Annotated in this window: 20 protein-coding genes and 1 pseudogene; 14 read left to right on the plus strand and 7 right to left on the minus strand. The window is 59.7% G+C overall.

Features of this window, described 5'->3' with window-relative positions; all coding sequences use genetic code 11:
• Positions 1 to 428: 428 nt before the first annotated feature.
• The gene (locus SOP85_RS28325; protein ID WP_323629010.1) at positions 429 to 1754 is read right to left on the minus strand and encodes an L-fuconate dehydratase; all 1326 of its coding nucleotides are present in this window, start codon (positions 1752 to 1754) and stop codon (positions 429 to 431) included.
• 101 nt (positions 1755 to 1855) lie between these two features.
• Here SOP85_RS28325 and SOP85_RS28330 point away from each other — a divergent pair, with 101 nt between their 5' ends.
• The 5 genes from SOP85_RS28330 to SOP85_RS28350 all read left to right on the plus strand — a co-directional run bounded on the left by SOP85_RS28330 (position 1856) and on the right by SOP85_RS28350 (position 8689).
• A complete protein-coding gene (locus SOP85_RS28330) occupies positions 1856 to 2803 on the plus strand; it encodes a LysR family transcriptional regulator (RefSeq protein WP_323629012.1) in 948 nt (315 codons plus the stop codon).
• A gap of 147 nt (positions 2804 to 2950) precedes the next feature.
• Entirely contained in the window at positions 2951 to 4498 is a 1548-nt protein-coding gene (locus tag SOP85_RS28335; protein ID WP_323629014.1) for a UxaA family hydrolase, read from the plus strand.
• A 34-nt stretch (positions 4499 to 4532) separates the two neighbouring features.
• A complete protein-coding gene (locus SOP85_RS28340; protein ID WP_323629016.1) occupies positions 4533 to 6113 on the plus strand; it encodes an aldehyde dehydrogenase (NADP(+)) in 1581 nt (526 codons plus the stop codon).
• 16 nt (positions 6114 to 6129) lie between these two features.
• Entirely contained in the window at positions 6130 to 7185 is a 1056-nt protein-coding gene (locus SOP85_RS28345; protein WP_323629018.1) for an Ldh family oxidoreductase, read from the plus strand.
• Between the two features lie 187 nt (positions 7186 to 7372).
• Positions 7373 to 8689: an MFS transporter gene (locus tag SOP85_RS28350; protein WP_274076734.1), complete on the plus strand. Its 1317-nt coding sequence runs from the start codon at positions 7373 to 7375 to the stop codon at positions 8687 to 8689.
• A 42-nt stretch (positions 8690 to 8731) separates the two neighbouring features.
• Here the strand turns inward: SOP85_RS28350 and SOP85_RS28355 are convergent, their stop codons facing one another.
• Positions 8732 to 9289: an ATP-dependent Clp protease proteolytic subunit gene (locus SOP85_RS28355; protein ID WP_274076735.1), complete on the minus strand. Its 558-nt coding sequence runs from the start codon at positions 9287 to 9289 to the stop codon at positions 8732 to 8734.
• Between the two features lie 253 nt (positions 9290 to 9542).
• On the opposite strand from SOP85_RS28355, the gene SOP85_RS28360 reads away from it, so the two are divergent.
• On the plus strand, positions 9543 to 9908 hold the full coding sequence (locus SOP85_RS28360; protein ID WP_274076736.1) for a KGG domain-containing protein: 366 nt from the start codon (positions 9543 to 9545) through the stop codon (positions 9906 to 9908).
• Positions 9909 to 9959: 51 nt separating this feature from the next.
• Here SOP85_RS28360 and SOP85_RS28365 read toward each other — a convergent pair whose 3' ends face one another.
• Positions 9960 to 11405: an L-lactate permease gene (locus SOP85_RS28365; RefSeq protein ID WP_323629019.1), complete on the minus strand. Its 1446-nt coding sequence runs from the start codon at positions 11403 to 11405 to the stop codon at positions 9960 to 9962.
• Positions 11406 to 11536: 131 nt separating this feature from the next.
• Here SOP85_RS28365 and SOP85_RS28370 point away from each other — a divergent pair, with 131 nt between their 5' ends.
• Positions 11537 to 12025, plus strand: coding sequence for an Lrp/AsnC family transcriptional regulator (locus SOP85_RS28370; RefSeq protein ID WP_323608286.1), 489 nt, complete (start codon positions 11537 to 11539; stop codon positions 12023 to 12025).
• 14 nt (positions 12026 to 12039) lie between these two features.
• On the opposite strand, the gene SOP85_RS28375 is transcribed toward SOP85_RS28370, so the two are convergent.
• The 3 genes from SOP85_RS28375 to SOP85_RS28385 form a co-directional block, all read right to left on the minus strand.
• A complete protein-coding gene (locus SOP85_RS28375; RefSeq protein ID WP_323608287.1) occupies positions 12040 to 12330 on the minus strand; it encodes a hypothetical protein in 291 nt (96 codons plus the stop codon).
• 274 nt (positions 12331 to 12604) lie between these two features.
• Positions 12605 to 13051, minus strand: coding sequence for a GNAT family N-acetyltransferase (locus SOP85_RS28380; protein WP_274076740.1), 447 nt, complete (start codon positions 13049 to 13051; stop codon positions 12605 to 12607).
• Between the two features lie 124 nt (positions 13052 to 13175).
• A complete protein-coding gene (locus SOP85_RS28385; protein ID WP_323608289.1) occupies positions 13176 to 13397 on the minus strand; it encodes a hypothetical protein in 222 nt (73 codons plus the stop codon).
• 250 nt (positions 13398 to 13647) lie between these two features.
• Here SOP85_RS28385 and SOP85_RS28390 point away from each other — a divergent pair, with 250 nt between their 5' ends.
• Positions 13648 to 14067 (plus strand): hypothetical protein, encoded by a 420-nt coding sequence (locus tag SOP85_RS28390; RefSeq protein WP_323629021.1) that lies wholly within the window; start codon positions 13648 to 13650, stop codon positions 14065 to 14067.
• Positions 14068 to 14133: 66 nt separating this feature from the next.
• Positions 14134 to 14316: a DUF2934 domain-containing protein gene (locus tag SOP85_RS28395; protein ID WP_323629022.1), complete on the plus strand. Its 183-nt coding sequence runs from the start codon at positions 14134 to 14136 to the stop codon at positions 14314 to 14316.
• Positions 14317 to 15146: 830 nt separating this feature from the next.
• On the opposite strand, the gene SOP85_RS28400 is transcribed toward SOP85_RS28395, so the two are convergent.
• A complete protein-coding gene (locus SOP85_RS28400; RefSeq protein WP_323629023.1) occupies positions 15147 to 15890 on the minus strand; it encodes a flagellar brake protein in 744 nt (247 codons plus the stop codon).
• A 304-nt stretch (positions 15891 to 16194) separates the two neighbouring features.
• Here SOP85_RS28400 and SOP85_RS28405 point away from each other — a divergent pair, with 304 nt between their 5' ends.
• The 5 genes and pseudogenes from SOP85_RS28405 to tnpC all read left to right on the plus strand — a co-directional run.
• Positions 16195 to 16485 carry a hypothetical protein gene (locus SOP85_RS28405; protein WP_323608293.1) on the plus strand — a complete coding sequence of 97 codons (291 nt, stop codon included), beginning with the start codon at positions 16195 to 16197 and terminating at the stop codon, positions 16483 to 16485.
• Positions 16486 to 16702: 217 nt separating this feature from the next.
• Positions 16703 to 17509: pseudogene (locus SOP85_RS28410) on the plus strand (glutathione-independent formaldehyde dehydrogenase); the annotation flags it as partial.
• A gap of 100 nt (positions 17510 to 17609) precedes the next feature.
• Positions 17610 to 17942 carry an IS66-like element accessory protein TnpA gene (gene tnpA / locus SOP85_RS28415; protein WP_323608296.1) on the plus strand — a complete coding sequence of 111 codons (333 nt, stop codon included), beginning with the start codon at positions 17610 to 17612 and terminating at the stop codon, positions 17940 to 17942.
• Positions 17939 to 18262, plus strand: a complete 324-nt coding sequence (gene tnpB, locus SOP85_RS28420; RefSeq protein ID WP_323629025.1) for an IS66 family insertion sequence element accessory protein TnpB — start codon at positions 17939 to 17941, stop codon at positions 18260 to 18262. The genes tnpA and tnpB overlap by 4 nt, the downstream gene beginning before the upstream one ends.
• Positions 18263 to 18323: 61 nt before the next feature.
• On the plus strand, positions 18324 to 19694 hold a 1371-nt coding region (tnpC, locus tag SOP85_RS28425), incomplete at its 3' end, for an IS66 family transposase (protein ID WP_323629026.1).

Consider the following 19694-nt stretch of genomic DNA (forward strand, 5'->3'; position numbering starts at 1 on the left):
GCTCCCACAATTGGATCGTAGACAGGTCCCTTAATCAGGTCGGCTGTCAGGCCGCCTCGCTTTTGCTTTGGCTCTTTGGCTTTTGATTTTCTTGCCCCATCGAGAGGCCGAGTGGAGGTTCTGCGCAGTGGGTAAACCGGCATGGATGCCGGTTTAGCCGCGCTGGGCCAAGGATGGCCCATCGCGGCGGGCCCACGGAGCAGGACCGGAGCGAGGGCATGCCGAGCCCTAGCGAGGCACCGAACGTCAGGGGCAAGAGCCCTTGGTTACTTGGGGCTTTTCCAAGTGACTCGCTGTAAGAGCGAAACCATAGGTGGCCGTTACCGCAGGAATGGATATACACCTAATTCAAATATCCACCTGGAGCCCTCCAACCTAAAGTGAACAGCATTACCCGAGAGGGGCCCTTTTTGTTGGGCATCTGAATTTTACGTCCCCGCGTGCGCCTGTATATCGACCCACACCGCGCCACCCGGATACTGATAACGCTCCAGTGTCTCAGCGCTCATTTCAATGCTGTACCCCGGCCGTTGCGGCGGCATGTAGCGCCCGCGGCGGATCACCACCGGGTCGAGGAAGTGTTCGTGCAGGTGGTCGACGTATTCCAGGACCCGGTTATGCAGCGAGGCCGAGACGGCGATGTAGTCGAACAGCGCGATGTTCTGCACGTACTCGCACAAACCGACGCCACCGCCATGGGGGCAGACCGGGATGTCGAACTTGGCGGCCATCAGCAACACGATCAACACTTCATTGAGCCCACCCAGGCGGGCCGCGTCCAGCTGGCAGAAGTCCAGGGCGCCGGCCTGGAACATCTGCTTGAACATCACCCGGTTGTGGCAGTGCTCACCGGTGGCCACGCCGATCGGTGCGATACGCTGGCGGATGCTGGCGTGGCCGAGGATGTCGTCGGGGCTGGTCGGCTCTTCGATCCACAGCGGATCGAATGCGGCCAGGCGGCGCATGTTGGCGACTGACTCGTCGACGCCCCAGACCTGGTTGGCGTCCATCATCAGGCTCCGTTCCCAGCCGATTTCTTCACGCAGGATGGTGGCGCGGCGGATGTCGTCTTCCAGGTTGACGCCGATTTTCTGCTTGATGTGGGTCCAGCCATCCTCGACTGCCGACCGCGCCAGTTGGCGCATTTTTTCTTCGCTGTAGCCCAGCCAGCCCGGCGCGGTGGTGTAGCCGGGGTAGCCTTCACGGAGCATTTGCGCCTCACGCTGGGCTTTACCTGGCACCTGGCGGCGCAGCAGGGCGATGGCTTCTTCGGGGGTGAGCACGTCGGTGACGTAGCTGAAATCCAGGCAGCGCACCAGTTGTTCCGGCGTCATGTCGGCCAGCAACTTCCACACGGGTTTGCCTTCGTGTTTGGCCCACAGGTCCCAGATCCCGTTGACGATGGCCGCGGTGGCCAGGTGGATCACGCCTTTTTCCGGGCCCAGCCAGCGCAGTTGGCTGTCGCCCACGGTGAAGTTGTGCCAGAAGGCGCCCATGTCGGCGACGATGTCTTCGAGGGTCAGGCCGACCACCATAGGTGCCAGGGATTGCACGGCCGCGACACAGATTTCGTTGCCACGGCCGATGGTGAAGGTCAGGCCGTGGCCTTCCAGGCCGCCAGGGGCGTCGGTGTGCAGCACGACATAGGCGGCGGAGTAGTCCGGCGCGCTGTTCATCGCATCGGAGCCGTCCAGGGACAGGGAGGTGGGGAAACGGATGTCGCGCACGCTCAGGTGAGTGATTCGAATGCTCATGGCGGATTCTTGTTCTGGGTGACCATAGGGAGCCCCGACTGTAGATCGCCAGGCGATACAGGCATAATCGCGAATTCCTAAGTATCGATACCGGATTTGATATGCCTGTCGAGCCAGAAACCACGGCGCCCGAACTTCGCAATTTTGCTGCGCTGAAAATTTCCAGCCGGCAGATCACCTTGCTCAATGCCCTGGGCGAGTTCGGCAACCTGCGCCGGGCGGCCACGGCGATGCACACCTCGCAACCGGCCGCCAGTCTGCTGCTGCAGCAACTGGAGGAGCGCCTGGGCGTGCGCCTGTTCGACCGCTTGCCGCGCGGCATGCAGCCGACCCTGTATGGCGAGGTGATGATCCGCTACGCCCAGGGCGCGCTGCATGAGTTCGAGCATGCCCAGGAGCAGATCGCCGAACTGGCGCGCGGGGCCACGGGGCTGGTGCGGGTCGGCAGTGTGATGGGGCCGGTGCCGACGCTGCTGACCAAGGCGGTGCTGGCGTACAAGCGCGATCACCCCAAGGTGCGCATTTCCATCGAGGTCGGGACCAGCGATACCTTGCTGCCGGCCTTGCTGCGCGGCGATTTCGATGTGGTGCTGGGGCGAGTGCCCGATCAGAGCGATAGCCAGGGCCTGGACATCGAGCTGTTCGACAGTGGCGAGCAGATGCGGGTGATTGCCCGTCCCGGCCACCCGTTGGCCGGTTCTGCGCCCTTGCAGTTGGCCGATCTGATCGCACAGACCTGGATTCTGCACCCCATGGGCAGCCCCATGCGTCGCCGGGTGGAAAGTGCCCTGCAGGCCGGCGGCATGGTGCAGGCGCTGGATATTGTGGAAACCGCCTCGATCCTGGCCACCACGGCGATGCTCGAAGCCTCGGACATGATCGCAGTGGTGCCCAACGACGTGGCCGAGCATTATGCGCGCTATGGAATGGTCACTGTCCTGCCGGTCGAATTGCCGATCTCCATGGCCAACATTGGCCTGCTGACCTTGGGGTCGCGACCCAAGTCGGTAGCGCTCACTAAATTGCTCGACTACTTCAGGGCGCAATAGGTCGAACTGATAACGTTTGGTTATCAGTTGATCGGATCATCTCATTGGGAATCCCGGGGTTGGCTCCTTACAGTTGGCGCAGATTCACCCTCCACAGAAAGGGTGACGCCATAACAAGAAGTCGGCCGCTATACCCTGAGAGGTCCCATGCAACTGATAGCCAGTACACGGACCGGCGACCCTGCCGTGATTCGCCTCAACCCCTTGGACAACGTAGTGATCGCCCGACAGGTCCTGCCTGAAGGCCTGAACCTGGAAGCCGAAGCCGTCACCGTGCGCCAGCCGATTCCCTCCGGGCACAAAGTCGCTACCCAGCGCGTGGAGCAGGGCCAGCCCCTGCGTCGTTACGGGCAGATCATCGGCTTTGCGTCACAGCCCATCGAAGCCGGCGACCACGTGCACGTACACAACGTGGAGATGGGCGACTTTGCCCGTGACTATGCCTTCGGCGTGGACGCCCATGTATCGCCAGCCTCCGAAGCCGTGTTCCAGGGCATCGTGCGGGCCGATGGCCGCGTGGCGACGCGCAACTATGTCGGCATTCTCACGTCGGTGAACTGTTCGGCGACCGTCGCCCGGGCCGTGGCCGATCACTTTCGTCGCGACATCCACCCCGAAGCACTGGCCGCCTTCCCGAACATCGATGGTGTGGTGGCGCTGACCCACGGTGCCGGTTGCGCAGTGGACCCCAGCGGCGAAGCCCTGGGCCTGTTGCGCCGCACGCTCGGCGGCTACGCTGTTCACCCCAATTTTGCCGCGGTGCTGATCATTGGCCTGGGCTGTGAAACCAACCAGATCGAAAGCCTGCTGGAAACCCAGGGGCTTGCGGCCAGCGACCAGTTGCGCGCCTTCACCATCCAGGGCATAGGCGGCACCTCGAAAACCATCGCCAGTGGCATCGAGCAGGTCAAGGCCTTGCTGCCCAAGGCCAACCAGGTGCAACGCGAACCGGTCAGCGCACGCCACCTGATCGTCGGCCTGCAGTGCGGCGGCTCGGACGGTTACTCCGGCATCACCGCCAACCCGGCGCTGGGCAATGCGGTCGATCGCCTGGTGGCGGCCGGTGGCACTGCGATCCTGTCCGAGACCCCGGAGATCTATGGCGCCGAGCATTTGCTGACGCGCCGCGCAGTGAGCCGCGAAGTGGGGGAGAAACTCATCGCGCGCATCCACTGGTGGGAAGACTACTGCCGGCGCATGAACGCCGAACTGAACAACAACCCTTCGGCCGGTAACAAGGCCGGGGGCCTGACCACCATTCTCGAAAAATCCCTGGGGGCGGTGGCCAAGGCCGGCTCCAGCAACCTGGTGGATGTCTACCAGTACGCCGAAGCGGTCCGGGCCAAGGGCCTGGTGTTCATGGACACCCCGGGCTACGACCCGGTCTCGGCCACCGGGCAAGTCGCCGGTGGCGCCAACCTGATCGCCTTCACCACCGGCCGGGGCTCGGCCTACGGCTGCGCGCCCGCACCTTCGATCAAGCTGGCCACCAATAACCGGGTGTTCGAGCACCAGGAAGAAGACATGGACGTGAACTGCGGCGGCATTGCCGACGGTTCCACCAGCATCGAAGAGCGCGGCGCCTACATCTTCGCGCAGATGCTGCGAATCGCTTCCGGCGAACGCAGCAAGAGCGAACAACACGGCTATGGGCAGAACGAATTCGTGCCCTGGCAGATCGGCGCCGTGACCTGACTGACAGCCCCGCAACTTTCACAAGGCGAACACCATGCAATTTTCCGGATACAACTTCATTGCCGGCCAGCGCAGTGCGCTGGGCGATACCCTGGTCTACAGCATCGACGCCCACACCGGCGAACACCTGCCAGGCGCTTTCCATCAGGCCACCCTGGCGGAAGTCGATGCCGCGGTGGCGGCGGCGAGCGCGGCGTTTGCCTCGTTTCGCACGCTGCCGGCGGTACGCCGTGCCGAATTCCTGGAAGCCATCGCCGACGAGCTCGATGCACTGGGTGAAGATTTCATCGCCCTGACCTGTCAGGAGACGGCGCTGCCGAGCGCCCGTATCCAGGGTGAGCGCGGGCGTACCAGTGGCCAGATGCGCCTGTTTGCCCAAGTGCTGCGCCGGGGTGATTTTTACGGCGCACGCATCGACCAGGCGCTGCCGGCACGCGCCCCCTTGCCACGCCCGGATCTGCGTCAGTACCGCATCGGCGTCGGCCCGGTGGCGGTGTTCGGCGCCAGCAACTTCCCGCTGGCGTTTTCCACCGCGGGTGGTGATACCGCCGCCGCCCTGGCCGCCGGTTGCCCGGTCGTCTTCAAGGCCCATAGCGGCCACATGGCCACCGCCGAGCGGGTGGCAGAGGCGCTGATTCGTGCGGCCGAGCGCACGGGCATGCCGGCCGGCGTGTTTAACATGATCTTCGGTGCCGGCGTGGGCGAGGCCTTGGTCAAGCACCCGGGCATCCAGGCGGTGGGCTTTACCGGCTCGCTGAAAGGCGGCCGTGCCCTGTGTGACATGGCGGCAGCCAGGCCGCAACCGATCCCGGTGTTTGCCGAGATGTCGAGCATCAACCCGGTGCTGGTCCTGCCCCAGGCCCTGGCCAACCGCAGCGCGGCAATGGCCCGGGAGCTGACCGCCTCGGTGGTGCAGGGCTGTGGCCAGTTCTGCACCAACCCCGGGCTGGTGCTGGGTATTCGCTCGCCAGCGTTCAGCGCCTTCATCGAGCAACTGACCGGGCACATGGCCGAACAGGCGCCGCAAACCATGCTCAATCCAGGCACCCTGAACAGTTACGGCAAAGGCTTGCAGGCGTTGCGGGCGCACTCGGGCATCAAGCATTTGAGCGGCCTGTCGCAAGCGGGCAACCAAGCGCAGCCGCAACTGTTCGAGGCCGACATCAGCCTGTTGCTGGAACAGGATGAATTGCTTCAGGAGGAGGTGTTCGGCCCTTGCACGGTGGTGGTCCAAGCGGCGGACAAGGCTGAGCTACTGCGCGCCGTCGCTGCCTTGCGCGGCCAGCTCACGGCCACGCTGCTGGCCGACGACGATGACCTCACTGTCTTTGGTGAGCTGTTCGGCGCGCTGGAAGTGAAGGTCGGCCGGGTGCTGCTCAACGGTTACCCGACCGGTGTCGAGGTGTGCGATGCCATGGTCCATGGCGGGCCTTACCCGGCCACCTCCGATGCCCGCGGCACCTCGGTCGGCACCCTGGCGATCGATCGTTTCCTGCGCCCGGTGTGCTACCAGAACGTGCCCGATGCGTTGCTGCCCGATGCCTTGAAGAATGCCAACCCGCTGGGCCTGCAGCGCCTGGTCGATGGCAAGCACACCACAGCGGCGTTGAATTGATCCGGGAGCAGCATCTATGAATGAAGCCAAACGCTACGCCGCGCCAACGCTGACCGCGTTTGTCGAGCAACTGTTTGAAAAAGCCGGAGCCGATGCCGAGGTCGCCCAGGTGGTGACGCGGGTGCTGCTCGAAGGTGAACTGCTGGGCCATCGCACCCACGGCCTCAACCTGGTCAGCCGCTACATCGGCGGCATGCTCAGCGGCCAGGTCAAGGCCAGGGCCGAGAACCTCGAACAGGTGTCCGACAGCGGTATTTCCAGCCTGTTCGATGGCCACTACGTGCTCGGTCCTTATTGTGTCAGCCGTGCCCTGGACAGCGCGGCCAAGGGCGCCACAGCGCAGGGCATCGGTATCGCCGTGGTGCGCCGTGCCGCGCACATCGGTTGCCTGGCCGCTTACTTGAAACCCTTCACCGACCGTGGCCTTATCGCCATGGTCTACTCCTCGGACCCGTCCGTCGGGGTGGTGTGCGCCCATGGCGGCATCGACCCGATCTACACCCCGAACCCGATCGCCGCCGGCATCCCGACCCGGGGCGCACCGATCCTGCTGGATGTCAGCATGTCCACCGTGACCCTGGCCCTGGTCGGTCAATGCCGCGACGCCGGTACCAACCTGCCGCACCCGGTGCTGATGAGCAACGAAGGCCAGGTGAGCGACGCCCCGGTCGATTTTTTTAGCACCCCGCCGGGCAGCATCCTGCCCCTGGGCGGCCAGGCCTTCGGGCACAAGGGGTTTGCCCTGGCGATCCTGGTCGAGGCCCTGACCTCGGGCCTCGCCGGTCACGGGCGCAAGGACGGCCCGCAGCAGTGGGGCGCCTCGGCCACGACCGTGGTGATCGACCCGCGCTTCTTCGGCGGGCTGGAAGCCTTCACCGACGAAACCTCGTTCCTCAGCAAGCTGATACTGGGCAGTCGTGCGGTCGACCCCCAGCGCCCGGTGCGCCTGCCGGGCCAGGCCGGCCTGAAGTTGCGTGAACAGGCCTTGGACGAAGGCGTGGGCCTGTCGCAGAAGGTGTTCGACGACCTCAACCAGACGGCCGCGCAGTTGCAACTGCCGGCCCTTACCTGATTCCCTTGTAGGAGCGAGCTTGCTCGCGAAGAACTTGAGAACGACGCGTTTATTCAGAAAACACGCGTCATCGTTAACGACCATCGCGAGCAAGCTCGCTCCTACAAAAAAACACAAGAGCGCATCACCGGTGAATGGATCGCCCCGGCATTGCAACCGCTTCAATAACAATAATAAAGGCCATCAGATGACCCCACTGAAGAAGTACCAAAGCATCACCGTTGTCTTCCTGCTATTGATCGGCATCGTCAACTACCTGGACCGTAGTGCGTTGTCGATCGCCAACACCTCGATCCAGAAGGACATGATGATCAGCCCCTCGCAAATGGGCATCCTGTTGTCGGCCTTCTCTATCGCCTACGCGTTTGCGCAATTGCCGATGGGCCTGATCATCGACCGGCTGGGCAGCAAGATCGCCCTGGGCGCGTCCTTGCTGGCCTGGTCGGTGGCGCAGTCGACCTTCGGCATGGTCAACAGCTTTGCCGGCTTCATGGGCCTGCGGGTGTTGCTGGGGATTGGCGAGGCACCGATGTTCCCCTCGGCGGCCAAGGCCCTGTCCGAATGGTTCGATGCCAATGAGCGCGGGACCCCGACCGGCATCGTCTGGTCGTCGACCTGTCTGGGCCCATGCCTGGCACCGCCGTTGCTGACGCTGTTCATGGTCAACTTCGGCTGGCGCGGCATGTTCATCATCACCGGTGCGATCGGTATCGTTCTGGCCCTGTGCTGGTTGACCTTCTACAAGAGCAAGGCGCAGTACCTGGCCGAGCTGGCGGCTGAAGGCAAGCCGTTGCCTACCGAGAAACAGCCGCGTGTGCAGGCCGCCGATGCCCAGGCGCCGAAGGTGTCCTACTTCGCCGGCTGGCTCGACCTGTTCAAGCACCGCAGCACCTGGGGCGCAGTCCTGGGCTTCATGGGCGTGATCTACATGCTGTGGCTGCACCTGACCTGGCTGCCCGGTTACTTCGAGCGCGAGCATGGCATGAACCTGTACAAGACCGCGTGGCTGGTGTCGCTGGCCTATGGTTTTGGCGCGGTCGGCACCATCGTGGCCGGGCGTTTCTGCGACATGCTGGTGCGCCGAGGCATGAGCATCCTCGCCAGCCGCAAATTCGGTGTGATCACCGGCCTGGTACTCGCCGCGCTGTTCACCTTGCCCCTGTCGTATGTCACCGGCCTCACCGGTTGCATCATCCTGCTGTGCCTGGCGCTGTTCAGCATCAATATGGCCAGCGCCACGGCCTGGATGATCGTCAACACCATCGTCGACAGCCGCCGTGTAGCTTCTTTCGGTTCGATCCAGAACTTCGGCGGCTACATCGCCGGTTCCGTCGCGCCGATCGTCACCGGCTTCAGCATCCAGTACTCGGGATCGTTCAACACGGCGTTCATGATCAGTGCGGTGGTGGCGCTGTGTTCGGCCCTGGCGTACTTCCTGCTGCTCAACGCGCCGATCGGCAGTGCCGAGCCGGCTGCGGAGCACCTGGCAGCGGTGACTGAATAAGAGGGGGCAGGGGCACGGGCGATGAAGCCATCATCGCCCGGGTCATCCACCACTGACTTTCCAGTGTTTGACGTCATCGGCGAACATCATCTGCTTCATCTCATGGGCAATGCCATAGGCCAGGGATTCGTGCGCGGCGATGACTTTTTCTTCCGCTGAAAGGCAATGGAAAATATCCAGCTTGGTCTCGGCGTCAGCCGTTTCGATGTTGTAGATCTGCACGTAGCGCGCCAGGTCGTTGTCCAGGCTCGACAGGTATTCACGCAGGCGCTGGTGGTCCACCGATTTCTGGCTGAAGTACCAGTTCATCGGGTGGATCAGGAAGCGTGAGTGGGGCGAGGTGATGCGGCGCCCGGCCGCCAGGAACATGATGATGCCCATGGACTCGATGTTGCCCGCGTTGATCGCGCAGAGCGGTACCGGCAATGACTTGAGGAAGGTGTAAAGGGTGAAGCCAAAGTTGGTGCTGCCCCCGCTCGTGGACAGATTGAGCAGAAGCGAGGTCGCACCCTGGTCGATGGCTTCCAGGCAACAGTCGCGGAAGCGCTCGGTGGTTCCCTGATCGATCTGGCAGTGAAAATGCACGATGTGTTCAGTCATCGATTGACTACCTGGGTGTGAGGCATGAAGGACATCTCAAGTCTAGTAAACATCGAGCGAGTGATCCGGAAACCTTCGCAAATCGCCTCCCCATCAGGTTCCCGCCGTCCATCGTCTGCGTGCATTTTTAATGGAACCAAACGCCCGAATCCACTCGTCGCGAGCAACGTAATTCGGTTCAAACTTTCTGTTTTACTCATCCTCCGACGTATACGAGCCCACGCTCGTACTAACGATGCTGAGGTGAATAGAAATGGCCAATACAGGAAATAAAAATCCCGGCAATCTTTCCACTGATCGGGACAAGGCGGCTGATGCCGGCAAAAAAGGCGGTCAGGCTTCCGGCGGACAACCATCGCGTGACAGCGATCGCATGGCCGGAGGCGGGCAGGGAACCAACCGCGGAGGCGAATGGGCCGACGACAAGGAAAACATGAACAAACCAGGCCAAAAAGGTGGCCAGGCTTCAGGCGGACAACAAGCCAACAAGGCTGATCAATCGTCCACCGGCGGGCAAGGCAGCGGACGCGGCAGCAATACTGCCGATGACCGTGACAAGTCCACTGGAATGGGACGCAAGGATGATGATATGAGTGGAGGCGGGGGACGTAAGTCCTGATACCGTCTGACCATCAAGCCCCGGATCTTCGGGGCTTGATTCGTTATGCTTTTAAAACCATGCACTCAGCAACCCTGCGCCCAATGCCACCAACGCGGTATTAAGACAGACCAGCGCGAAACCAAACCTTACCAGTTCGCCTTCTTCTCGGGCCTGGGTTTTAGCCAGTCCCAGAATCAGCATGACGATCGACAGCGAGCCCAGCGCCGCATGCCCGGCCGCGCTGTTTTGTACCGCGGCCAGCAACAGGCGGGAAGACTCGGGCAGCATCGCAATGGCCGGCATGAAGATCGCGTTGCCGCCGACATTCGAGCCGGTCATGTAGCCCGACAGCGCCCCGAGCATGGCCACCAAAGAGGTCGCGGCAGTGGGCGACAGGCCCGCCAGCAGTTGCATCAGCCCCGCCAGGAAACCGGCCTTCACCATCATCTGCGACATCGCCAGAAAGAAGAAGATGGTCAGCAATGGCCGCTTCACCCGCGCGACCAACGCAGCAGGCAGCCCCGTCTGGCGTTGTGCACTGCGCGTGTGAAATCCCAGCCCGATCAGCACCAGAATCAGTGCCACACCCGGTGAGGCGAGGGGTTTCCAGGTGACCTGGCTGCCCTGGACGATCCAGCTATCCTGCCAGGCGGTTAGGCTCCAGAGCAGTTTCAAGCCGACGATGTAGGCAATCAACAGCAGGTACGGCCAGGCCTGACGCGGCCACTGCACCGAGCCACGTTCGCCATCGCTGCGGCGCAGGCGCCACAGCCCGCAAGCGAGCACGGCAACTGCCGTCACCAGCCCCGCCGCAACGCCCGCCACCTCCGGCCCGAACCAGCGGCTGGCACTGTAGAGCACCGCCACGAACAACAGCCAGAAAACACCCAGTGTCCGCCATTCGCGCGGCTCGCGAACGCCTGCCAGATACAGGGCCAGCGCACTGAGGCCGAAAAACACCGGCGCGCTGGTCAAGGCCGAGGTCGCAGCCAGCGCGGATGCGTCCAAATGTGCCAGGGACGCGCCAATGACCGAGGCCAGGCCCAGGGTTCCCCACGGCATGATCGCCATGCCGGTCAGCGCTATTCGCAGCGCGACCCGGCGCTCAAAAAGGCTGAGTAGCAGGGGGACCGTGGCGATCAATGACACGCCAAAACCGGTCATCGCTTCAAGCAACGGCGCCAGCCCGAGGACGATGAACACGACCTGGTCGCGGCGTCCCAGCCCCAGTGAACGCACCCATTGGCTCAGCGCCAGGTTGACCCCCAGGCGCTCGATGAAAATCACGAAGGCCAGACCCGGCACGATCACGAACGCGGTACTGGCAAACAGCACGGCGGTGTCTCGAGCGGCAGCCAGCACGCTGTCCGGGCGCCATGCGTCGGCAGCACCGGCCAGCCAGAGCACCATCACCAGCAGGGTGCCTGCCATTGCGGCGTGAACGGGCGGCCGGCGCAGCACCACGAGCATGGCGGTCACCAACAGCACAGGGGAAAGATGAAACAGTGCGAGCATGCCAGACGATCCTTGTGTGAGTCTCCAACCAGGCTGCCCATGCGGCCTGCCAGCAAGATAATATTTCTCGTGGCTAGATAAAGGGGCGCTGTTTTCTGCTAGTTTTCGAGAAAATTTCTCGCAGGATCACCATGGCAAAACTCGACGTTGCATCTGAATCCCTGGACAAATTCGACCGTGCCATCCTCGACCTGGTCCAGCGCGACAACACCACACCGCTGCGCCTGATGGCCGAGCAGGTCAATCTTTCCACGGCCGCTGTTCAGCGCCGTATCAAGCGGATGGAGGAGAGGGGCGTGATTACGGGCAACGTCGCTATTGTCGACCCCACCGCGGTAGGGCGGCCGATCACCATCATCGTGGAAGTGATGACCGAGCGCACCAGCATCGAGGCGCTGGAGGCGATGAAGGCACACTTTGCGGTGCCCGAAGTCCAGCAGTGCTACTACGTCACCGGCGAAGTGGATTTCGTCCTGGTGCTGACCGTAACCAGCATGCAGGAGTACCAGGCCCTGGCGCGGCGATTGTTTGCCGAAAATCCCAACGTGACCTGGTTCAAGACCATTGTGGCCCTGGATCGGGTGAAGGTCGGGATGGCGGTGCCGAGCGTGCCTGGGTAACAGCTGGTCAAGCGTTATGTGATCTGCACAATGACCGGACCTTCCGTCACGATCGGCGGCTGCGCGTGAATATCCGATGCATTTTTCTGAATCCATTCCCGCGCGACTTTCAAGCTTGCATCGCTGCCGGCCTTGTCCGTGCAAACAGTCACCGCCGTACCGCCATCACCGGTATTGAGCAGTGTGTAGCTGACCAGGCCAGGCACTGTCCGCAGGGCAGCTTCGACGTCGTCTTGGCGCTCTTCCAATCGCTCGAAAAGCTGCTTTGCTCCAGCACCCAGGTAGGTTCTTATAACCGCATACATGGTCGTCTCCTTCGGGGAGCACCGTCTTGATGGCTATCCAGATCCGCTGATGGGTGCGCTCACCCAAGTGTCAATTCACCCCGATTCATTAAGCTTAGCCACACGCCGGCGACAAGCGAAATGCAACGACCACCGGGTGTTTTTTGCAGATTGGTGCGGTGCCCGTCGTGAACGGCACCAATCGACCCGTAATGTACTTCAGGATGATAGAGACCGATTAGGGGCAGCAACCAGGCTCGCGCCGCGTACGCCCGCTTCTGGCCGATAGACTGAATCAGGTGTCGCCTAGCAGCATGATATGAGTAGCATGGACATCCTCTGTTCGCATGAAACCGCAGTGCAGGTAAAACGCGTCTCCTTCGGACGTATCGGTGGAAAGACGCACGTTCTGAAAGCGAAGAGTGGCATGTGCAACCAGCGCTTTTACTAGCGTTTGACCCACGTGTTGCCCCCTTGAAGAAGCTGCGACGTAAACCCGTCGCAGCCTTGCCGTATTAGTCTCGCCATATGGATCAACTGAGAGGCCTCCGATGCCTATCAGTTGCTGGTTGAAATACGCCGCCATAAGGCATTCTCCGGGTGCATCGAAGCGATTCGCTCCGCAGTGCCAGTCGGCAATCAGCCGAGTGAGAAACCTGAAACCCTCTCCAACTGCCTCTTTTTCCAAGACTTGAATCTGTGGCGGCAGGTGCGTGATCTGATGAATGTTGACTTGTTTCATGCATCCGCCTTGATTCGGTGTGAAACCGTTTTGGCTGGTCGAGGATCTTCGTGTGCACTCTATGGCTAGCGGCTTTCAATTCCGAGCTTTTTGTCGGTTCAGGGGAGCTCATTTTTGGCGAGCGCTAGTTGCCTTCGCCTACACCCTCAATAGATCGTGCGTAGAGGGCCGTTGCCTTCTCGATGAGCCTTCCTCGTTCTTGGGGACTGATAACACCCTGATCTTCAAAATCATCCGCGAGATGCAGCAGTGCCTCGTACTGCTCCTCTGCGTCCATCCGAATCTCGGGCTGGCTAAACAGTTTTTCCCATGTTGCCAGTGCTTGGGTTTTGCGAGTGTCGTTCATCACAAAAGACCATTAGGTGTGTGCTTCGGTAGATCCTCATGGAATCCATGAAGTTCGAAGGAGAGGACAATCAGTAATGGGTGCTTGGATAGTCTGCATTCATGGTGATATGGAAGCCGATTCTACTGACGTATGGGCGCATCGCCGATGGACTCTGCCGCAACGACTGCGGTCAAGATGGATAACGGAGTCTGATTCTTTGGCGGTAAAGCAATGCGCCATATCCTTCGTGCTTGCTCGGGAGACGATGATGAACACAACACATTTTTTACCGTTAAAACATGATCGTCATCATCCTCCTTTTGTGAGCAAAAGCCCGCAGGAAAACGCTCGAGCGGATTGGCTCTACAACGCAGCTGAAGAACTTCTGCGCGGCAACAGCGTGTCATTCCAGCGTCGCATGCATCCTCAGCAAGGCGTGACCGCTGAGGAATTCGCCCTGGCAGTGGATGAATACGTGAACAGCCGTCTTGCCGATAGCGAGGTACATACCTCGGCGCTGGGCTGGCTGATCATCACCGCTGAGCGAGGACATGCTGACAAGACTGCTACAGCCGAATTGCTGGGCAGTTGTGATCACCCGTTGGGCAAGCTTGGCGAGATTGCCGAGGCGCTGCTTGAACCTCTCGCCGATGACGCTCTGCTAGCCAAGGCTGAGGATGAGCTATGAGCACACACCTTGGGGATGAGCTAGTTTAAGAACCGGAATCAAGTAGCGACTTAGAGAGGAATGACAATGATCGACGATTCGAAAGTCCGAGAAAGAGCTTATGAGTTGTGGGAAAAAGATGGCCGTCCGGCAGGATCTGAAGCGCTGTATTGGCGACTTGCGCAAGAACAGCTTGAGGCAGAAGCTTCACGTCAAGCTACGAATGGTGAGTGGCCGGCAAAAGGCGAAGCCAGCCGCGTTGATGACTAATGGCTACGGAATTCTTCACTCCGCTGCCGATACGTTTTACCTCGTGCGATTCCGCTGCTCGTGCACGTTTTCAGCCGGAATAAATTCCGATCCATGCCACTGCCATGAGTCTCACTCACCAAACAAAGTCGTCAGGAAAAGAGGAGTAGATTTTGATTCGCAAAAAAGCTCGCTTGAGGCGAGGTTTAAGGATTCAAAAAATAGCCTTGCCTATCGAAAATCAGTCTGATGATGGTTCGTCCTGCACAGTTTTTGACTTGCCGAGTATGTAGCACGGATGAAGCTGCCCATTGGGGTGAGTAGTCACCACGACGCTGAGGAGCGTCCACCCCTCGTGAATTTTAAGATTCGCATCATTGGTAGATAGAGCTTCCGTGACTTGGTACGCCTCTGACATATGCATGAGATTACCCGCTTACTTGTATTTACTCGTTAGGCATATTTGCAGAGATCGGGTTCCATACACCAATTGGCGGCCCGATCGAGCCTTGCAGATGATTAGTCCGAGGTGACGGCCTAACCGAGAGATGCCTATGGGTTGTCAATGCGGCTGGTCGAAACCCATTGATGCAACATATGCCGACGCGGGTAAGTGACTGGCACGGTCGTCGAGACCTCGGGAGGAAATTACCGCTCTGAGGGTCGGGGCGGCTAGCCGGACTGATAGGCGGGTAAGCATGTAGCCGGTGGTGCCGGATTTCCTGCAACATCCATCCATGTACGTAGGCTGATGGTTGCAGGAGCGGCTGGTGCTGCCGCACTGGCCTGGCAAATTCAGGACTTGCATTACGGTAAGCAATTGTCAGAACAATCGCGCTGCCGGTATCCCGTCAGTCCTCATCCTTTTCCGCTCGCCGCGCTTCACGTTGAAGCTGGTTCACGAAACTCTGAACTTTGCGTTGCATCAGGCCGCTGAGGTTATGGAAGCGCACACCTGCGAAGGTTCTGTCGATACGCGCTTCATAGCGAAGGTGGCGTATCTCAAGCATCGTTAGATTCACGTCCAGCGGAGCGCTGGCAGACATTCGTTCGTAGATACATCCGATTCGAAGCTGATCTTCAAGATTACCGCCGAAGCTTACCCTGCAACCTGTGGCGGAAATTTCGAGTAGTCGCCCGCGCAGAGCGCCGCTGCGCCGGAGCTTGTCGCCGTCCAGCAAAATATCGATCCGTTGTGCCGATCTGAGCGTCGCTCGGAAGGCGTTGCGGCGCTGAAAATACATCACTACGTTGGGCATACTCATTTGGTAGCAATGCAGGCCGGCCTTCGCACATGAGCGTACATAGCTGCTGCACTCCCACGCGATCAGCACGCCGCCGTGCGAGCTTTCGATGCGATAAGGCGCCCCGTCTTCCAGGAAAACTGCAGCCTCATGAGAAATTATTTCATCTAGCACGAGCGTGTCGCGATCGCTGTCAACCTGAACCAGATATGTCCTGAAACTTTTCCCTTGTTGGGGAAAGGTCAAGGTCAGAGGTGCACGTGTCTGCACTAATAACTGTAGCGTCGACGCGATTTCCAAAGGGGTGCTCAATACCTGGTGGGGCTGTAAAACATCGACGTTCTCGGACATTGGCAATCTCTCGTGCAAAGATACGCAATCAAGGCATTTTGCCACTACTGCCTTGCACGATAGACGCAGAACGGCGGCACATCTGCACGAACGATGAACGGTATAAAGTTTCTCCAGTCGTGCGAGTACGCGTTGATGTAAGAAGCTGGGAGGCTCATTTGGACAGGATTCCTGACCATGTATAGGAATTGGGGCCAGTTATCCGATTTAGTAGTCAATCGTGAAGCAATCCGTGGCCTCCGCGCCTCTCTGCGCTATGGTTATTTTTCCGACATATGAGACTAAAGTCGTAGGAGGGCGGGGCATGCGAATTCGCGGGGATGTTTTTTGGCAATGGGCTGATCCGGCGCTTCACCATCGAACACACGACGAAACGTTAGACGACGGAACCTTCATTGATGTCCAAGTGAGGCTGTCGCCTACGGGAAACACGCAGATGTTCATTGGAGTGTATGCAGCGAGCGGCATGGCTTTGCACGAAGAGGCGCTTGATTCCAGGCCAGGTGAATCAATGACTCGGGCTTTAGCGTGGGGTGTGGGATGTGCAAGGCGACTCGCGCTTGGTCTCAAACCTACTGAAAGGCATGTTGCCTAGACCTATATATGGCGCTTGGTAGGGGTGTGGTCGCCATATTAAGTACGTGATCAGCCTGCTCGATACACAACGTGGCCGACGTCGTGCTCCAGCTGTTGAAAAATTTTGCGATAGATGGCGAACCAGCAGATGCCTTGGATGATGGCTGCTTCTGGCCGTGTTCTACCCATCGCGAACGGCTGTAGACGACCCACAGGGATCGTCTTGGAGTCCTGCGATAAATGTCACCGATGCCAAAATTGAAAAACCCACAGACGTCCTGGTTCGGATTACCACGACTAACATCTGTGGTTCAGACCTGCATATGTACGAAGGCCGCACCTCAATGGAGACAGGCCGTGTATTTGGGCATGAGAACCTCGGTGAGGTTATCGAGGTGGGAGCCGGCGTTGATCGGGTCAAGGTAGGCGACCGCGTTTGCCTGCCGTTCAACATCGGTTGCGGCTTCTGCGAAAACTGCGAGAAGGGCCTGACGGGTTTTTGCCTGACTGCGAACCCGGGTACTGCAGGTGCCGCGTATGGTTTTGCCGACATGGGCCCCTATCAAGGTGGGCAAGCTGAACTGCTGCGTGTGCCATATGCAGATTTCAACTGCCTGGTGCTACCCGAGGACGCGCAGGAGCGTGAAGACGACTACGTCATGCTCTCTGACATCTTTCCGACCGGCTGGCACGCCACCGAATTGGCCGGGTTGCTGCCCGGTGAAAGTATTGCAATTTACGGCGCTGGCCCGGTCGGCTTAATGGCAGCTCATTCTGCCATGATCAAGGGCGCGTCGCAGGTCTTCGTGGTGGACAATCATCCCGACCGTTTGAAGCTTGCATCGCAACTTGGCGCCACACCGATCAATTCCCTGGAGAAGGAGGCGGTGGATCAGATTCTTAATCTGACCCATGGCAAGGGCACGGATCGCGGGTGTGAATGCGTGGGTTTATCAATGCTGTGACCGGCATGGTCATGAAGCGAACTACTAACCATGAATAATCTTGTGGCTTCAACCAAGGCAACCGGCGGGATAGGTGTATGCGTCCGGCCAAGTCATCTACCCAGCCCCGCAAAGCCAAGACATGGTGTGCACTTAAATTTAAGTGGGCACCAGTTCTAGCCTTTTAAGCGGGTATTTCATGCAGCCAACACGCCGTTCCTATTCCAAGTCCTTCAAGGCCCAGGTCATTCAAGAGTGTGCCCAGCCCGGCGCTTCGATTGCCAGCATCGCTCTCAGCCATAGCCTCAATGCAAACCTCGTCCACAAATGGATTCGCCTGCAAACGCAGAACAGCACGGCGCTGCAACCTGCATTTATTCCACTCCCCATGCCGCTGGCCGGAGCAAATGCGCAAGCTGCATCGCCCAATATTTGTGTTGAAATCCAGTACCCGCGTGGCACCGTCAAAGTTAATTGGCCAACTGAAAATGCTGCCGCTTGCTCGACCTTTCTTCGAGACCTTCTGCGATGATTCGCATCGACTCCATCTGGCTCGCCACAGAGCCGATGGATATGCGCGCAGGCACCGAAACGGCGCTAGCCAGGGTGATTGCGGTGTTCGGTGCGGCGCAGCCGCACTGTGCTTATCTGTTCGCCAATCGCATGAAAGCGCTGGTGCATGACGGCTTCGGAATATGGCTGGCGGCGCGCCGGTTGAACCAAGGCAAGTTCCACTGGCCTGGCGTTCGCCATGGCTCAGAAATGGAACTGGATACCGAGCAACTTCAGGCATTGGTGCTCGGGCTGCCATGGCAACGCGCAAGTTCTGGAGGCTCGATCACACTGCTTTAGCGGCAGCCATTAGTCCATCGACTTATCGCCGCAAATTGCCTGCTCTGGCTAAATCAGCCCCATGACTTCGCTCCCCAATCTCGACCACCTGTCCCCTGAACAACTGCGCGCCTTGGCGGCGCAGTTGATGCAGCACGTCGAGAGCCTCGACAACCAGGTTGACACGCTGGGCAAGACGGTCGAAACGATGGGTAAAACCGTTGAGACTATGGGCAAGAAGATCAACCGCGACCAAACGTTGATCGAAAAGCTGACTCATGAAATCGCACAACTCAAGCGCTTGAAATTTGCCAAACGCAGCGAGCAGATGAATCCTGAACAGGCCAGTTTGCTCGATGATCTGATCGATACCGATATCGCGGCGATTGAAGCAGAGCTTCAAGCCTTGCAAACAGTGCTGGCTCCGACCGAGCAAAAGCAAAAGCCCAAACGCACTGCTTTGCCGGCAGAGTTTCCACGCACACTGATCCATCACGAACCGGACAATACTTACTGCCCATGCGGCTGCGCCCTCAAGCGCATCGGCGAGGACGTCAGCGAGAAACTGGACTACACGCCCGGCGTGTTTACCGTCGAACGCCATGTGCGTGGCAAATGGGTCTGCGATGACTGCGAAACGCTGATCCAAGCACCCGTTCCGGCGCAGGTTATTGATAAGGGCATTCCGACTGCGGGCCTACTTGCCCACGTCATGATCGCCAAGTTTGCCGACCACCTGCCTCTTTACCGTCAGGAATCGATCTTCGGTCGAGCGGGCCTGGCGATTCCACGCTCAACCTTGGCTCAATGGGTTGGCATAACGGGCGTGCAGTTGCAGCCTCTGGTCGATGCGTTGCGCGACGTGGTACTCGGGCAGCAGGTTATTCATGCCGATGAAACACCTGTGCAAATGCTGATGCCCGGAACAAAGAAAACTCACCGCTCCTATGTCTGGGCCTACGCCACCAGCCAGTTCTGCGAAACAGCAGCTGTTGTTTATGACTTCAGCCCGAGCCGCGCCGGTGAGCATGCTCGCAACTTCCTGCAAGACTGGAGGGGCAAGCTGGTCTGCGACGATTTTGGCGGCTACAAGGCCAGCTTTGAACTCGGCGTGACCGAGATTGGGTGCATGGCCCATGCACGGCGCAAGTTCTTCGAACTGCACGCTACGAATAAAAGCACGCTCGCCGAGCAAGCCCTGCGCTATATCCAGTTGCTGTACGAAATCGAAAGAGAAGTCCGCGACCTGGAGCCGGATTTACGGCGCCGAATACGGCAAGAAAAAGCCGCGCCGATAATGGAGATGCTGCATGCCTGGATGATCGCCCAGCGCGATCTTGTGCCCGAAGGCTCAGCCATTAGCAAAGCACTTGATTACAGCCTGAAGCGCTGGGCAGCGCTGTCGCGCTACCTTGATGACGGGGCTGTACCCATAGACAACAATTGGGCCGAG

Source organism: Pseudomonas sp. YuFO20 (assembly GCF_035064975.1).
GTDB classification, from domain to species: Bacteria; Pseudomonadota; Gammaproteobacteria; order Pseudomonadales; family Pseudomonadaceae; genus Aquipseudomonas; species Aquipseudomonas putida_AE.

Coding starts and splice junctions, on each gene's coding strand:
- tnpB (WP_323629025.1), top strand. CDS start 17,939: ATGATTCGCATCGACTCCATCTGGCTCGCCACAGAGCCGATGGATATG.
- SOP85_RS28395 (WP_323629022.1), top strand. CDS start 14,134: ATGATCGACGATTCGAAAGTCCGAGAAAGAGCTTATGAGTTGTGGGAA.
- SOP85_RS28375 (WP_323608287.1), bottom strand. CDS start 12,330: ATGTATGCGGTTATAAGAACCTACCTGGGTGCTGGAGCAAAGCAGCTT.
- SOP85_RS28390 (WP_323629021.1), top strand. CDS start 13,648: ATGAACACAACACATTTTTTACCGTTAAAACATGATCGTCATCATCCT.
- SOP85_RS28370 (WP_323608286.1), top strand. CDS start 11,537: ATGGCAAAACTCGACGTTGCATCTGAATCCCTGGACAAATTCGACCGT.
- SOP85_RS28325 (WP_323629010.1), bottom strand. CDS start 1,754: ATGAGCATTCGAATCACTCACCTGAGCGTGCGCGACATCCGTTTCCCC.
- SOP85_RS28340 (WP_323629016.1), top strand. CDS start 4,533: ATGCAATTTTCCGGATACAACTTCATTGCCGGCCAGCGCAGTGCGCTG.
- SOP85_RS28365 (WP_323629019.1), bottom strand. CDS start 11,405: ATGCTCGCACTGTTTCATCTTTCCCCTGTGCTGTTGGTGACCGCCATG.
- SOP85_RS28345 (WP_323629018.1), top strand. CDS start 6,130: ATGAATGAAGCCAAACGCTACGCCGCGCCAACGCTGACCGCGTTTGTC.
- SOP85_RS28360 (WP_274076736.1), top strand. CDS start 9,543: ATGGCCAATACAGGAAATAAAAATCCCGGCAATCTTTCCACTGATCGG.
- SOP85_RS28330 (WP_323629012.1), top strand. CDS start 1,856: ATGCCTGTCGAGCCAGAAACCACGGCGCCCGAACTTCGCAATTTTGCT.
- SOP85_RS28355 (WP_274076735.1), bottom strand. CDS start 9,289: ATGACTGAACACATCGTGCATTTTCACTGCCAGATCGATCAGGGAACC.
- SOP85_RS28335 (WP_323629014.1), top strand. CDS start 2,951: ATGCAACTGATAGCCAGTACACGGACCGGCGACCCTGCCGTGATTCGC.
- SOP85_RS28350 (WP_274076734.1), top strand. CDS start 7,373: ATGACCCCACTGAAGAAGTACCAAAGCATCACCGTTGTCTTCCTGCTA.
- SOP85_RS28405 (WP_323608293.1), top strand. CDS start 16,195: ATGCGAATTCGCGGGGATGTTTTTTGGCAATGGGCTGATCCGGCGCTT.
- SOP85_RS28400 (WP_323629023.1), bottom strand. CDS start 15,890: ATGTCCGAGAACGTCGATGTTTTACAGCCCCACCAGGTATTGAGCACC.
- tnpA (WP_323608296.1), top strand. CDS start 17,610: ATGCAGCCAACACGCCGTTCCTATTCCAAGTCCTTCAAGGCCCAGGTC.
- SOP85_RS28380 (WP_274076740.1), bottom strand. CDS start 13,051: ATGAAACAAGTCAACATTCATCAGATCACGCACCTGCCGCCACAGATT.
- SOP85_RS28385 (WP_323608289.1), bottom strand. CDS start 13,397: ATGAACGACACTCGCAAAACCCAAGCACTGGCAACATGGGAAAAACTG.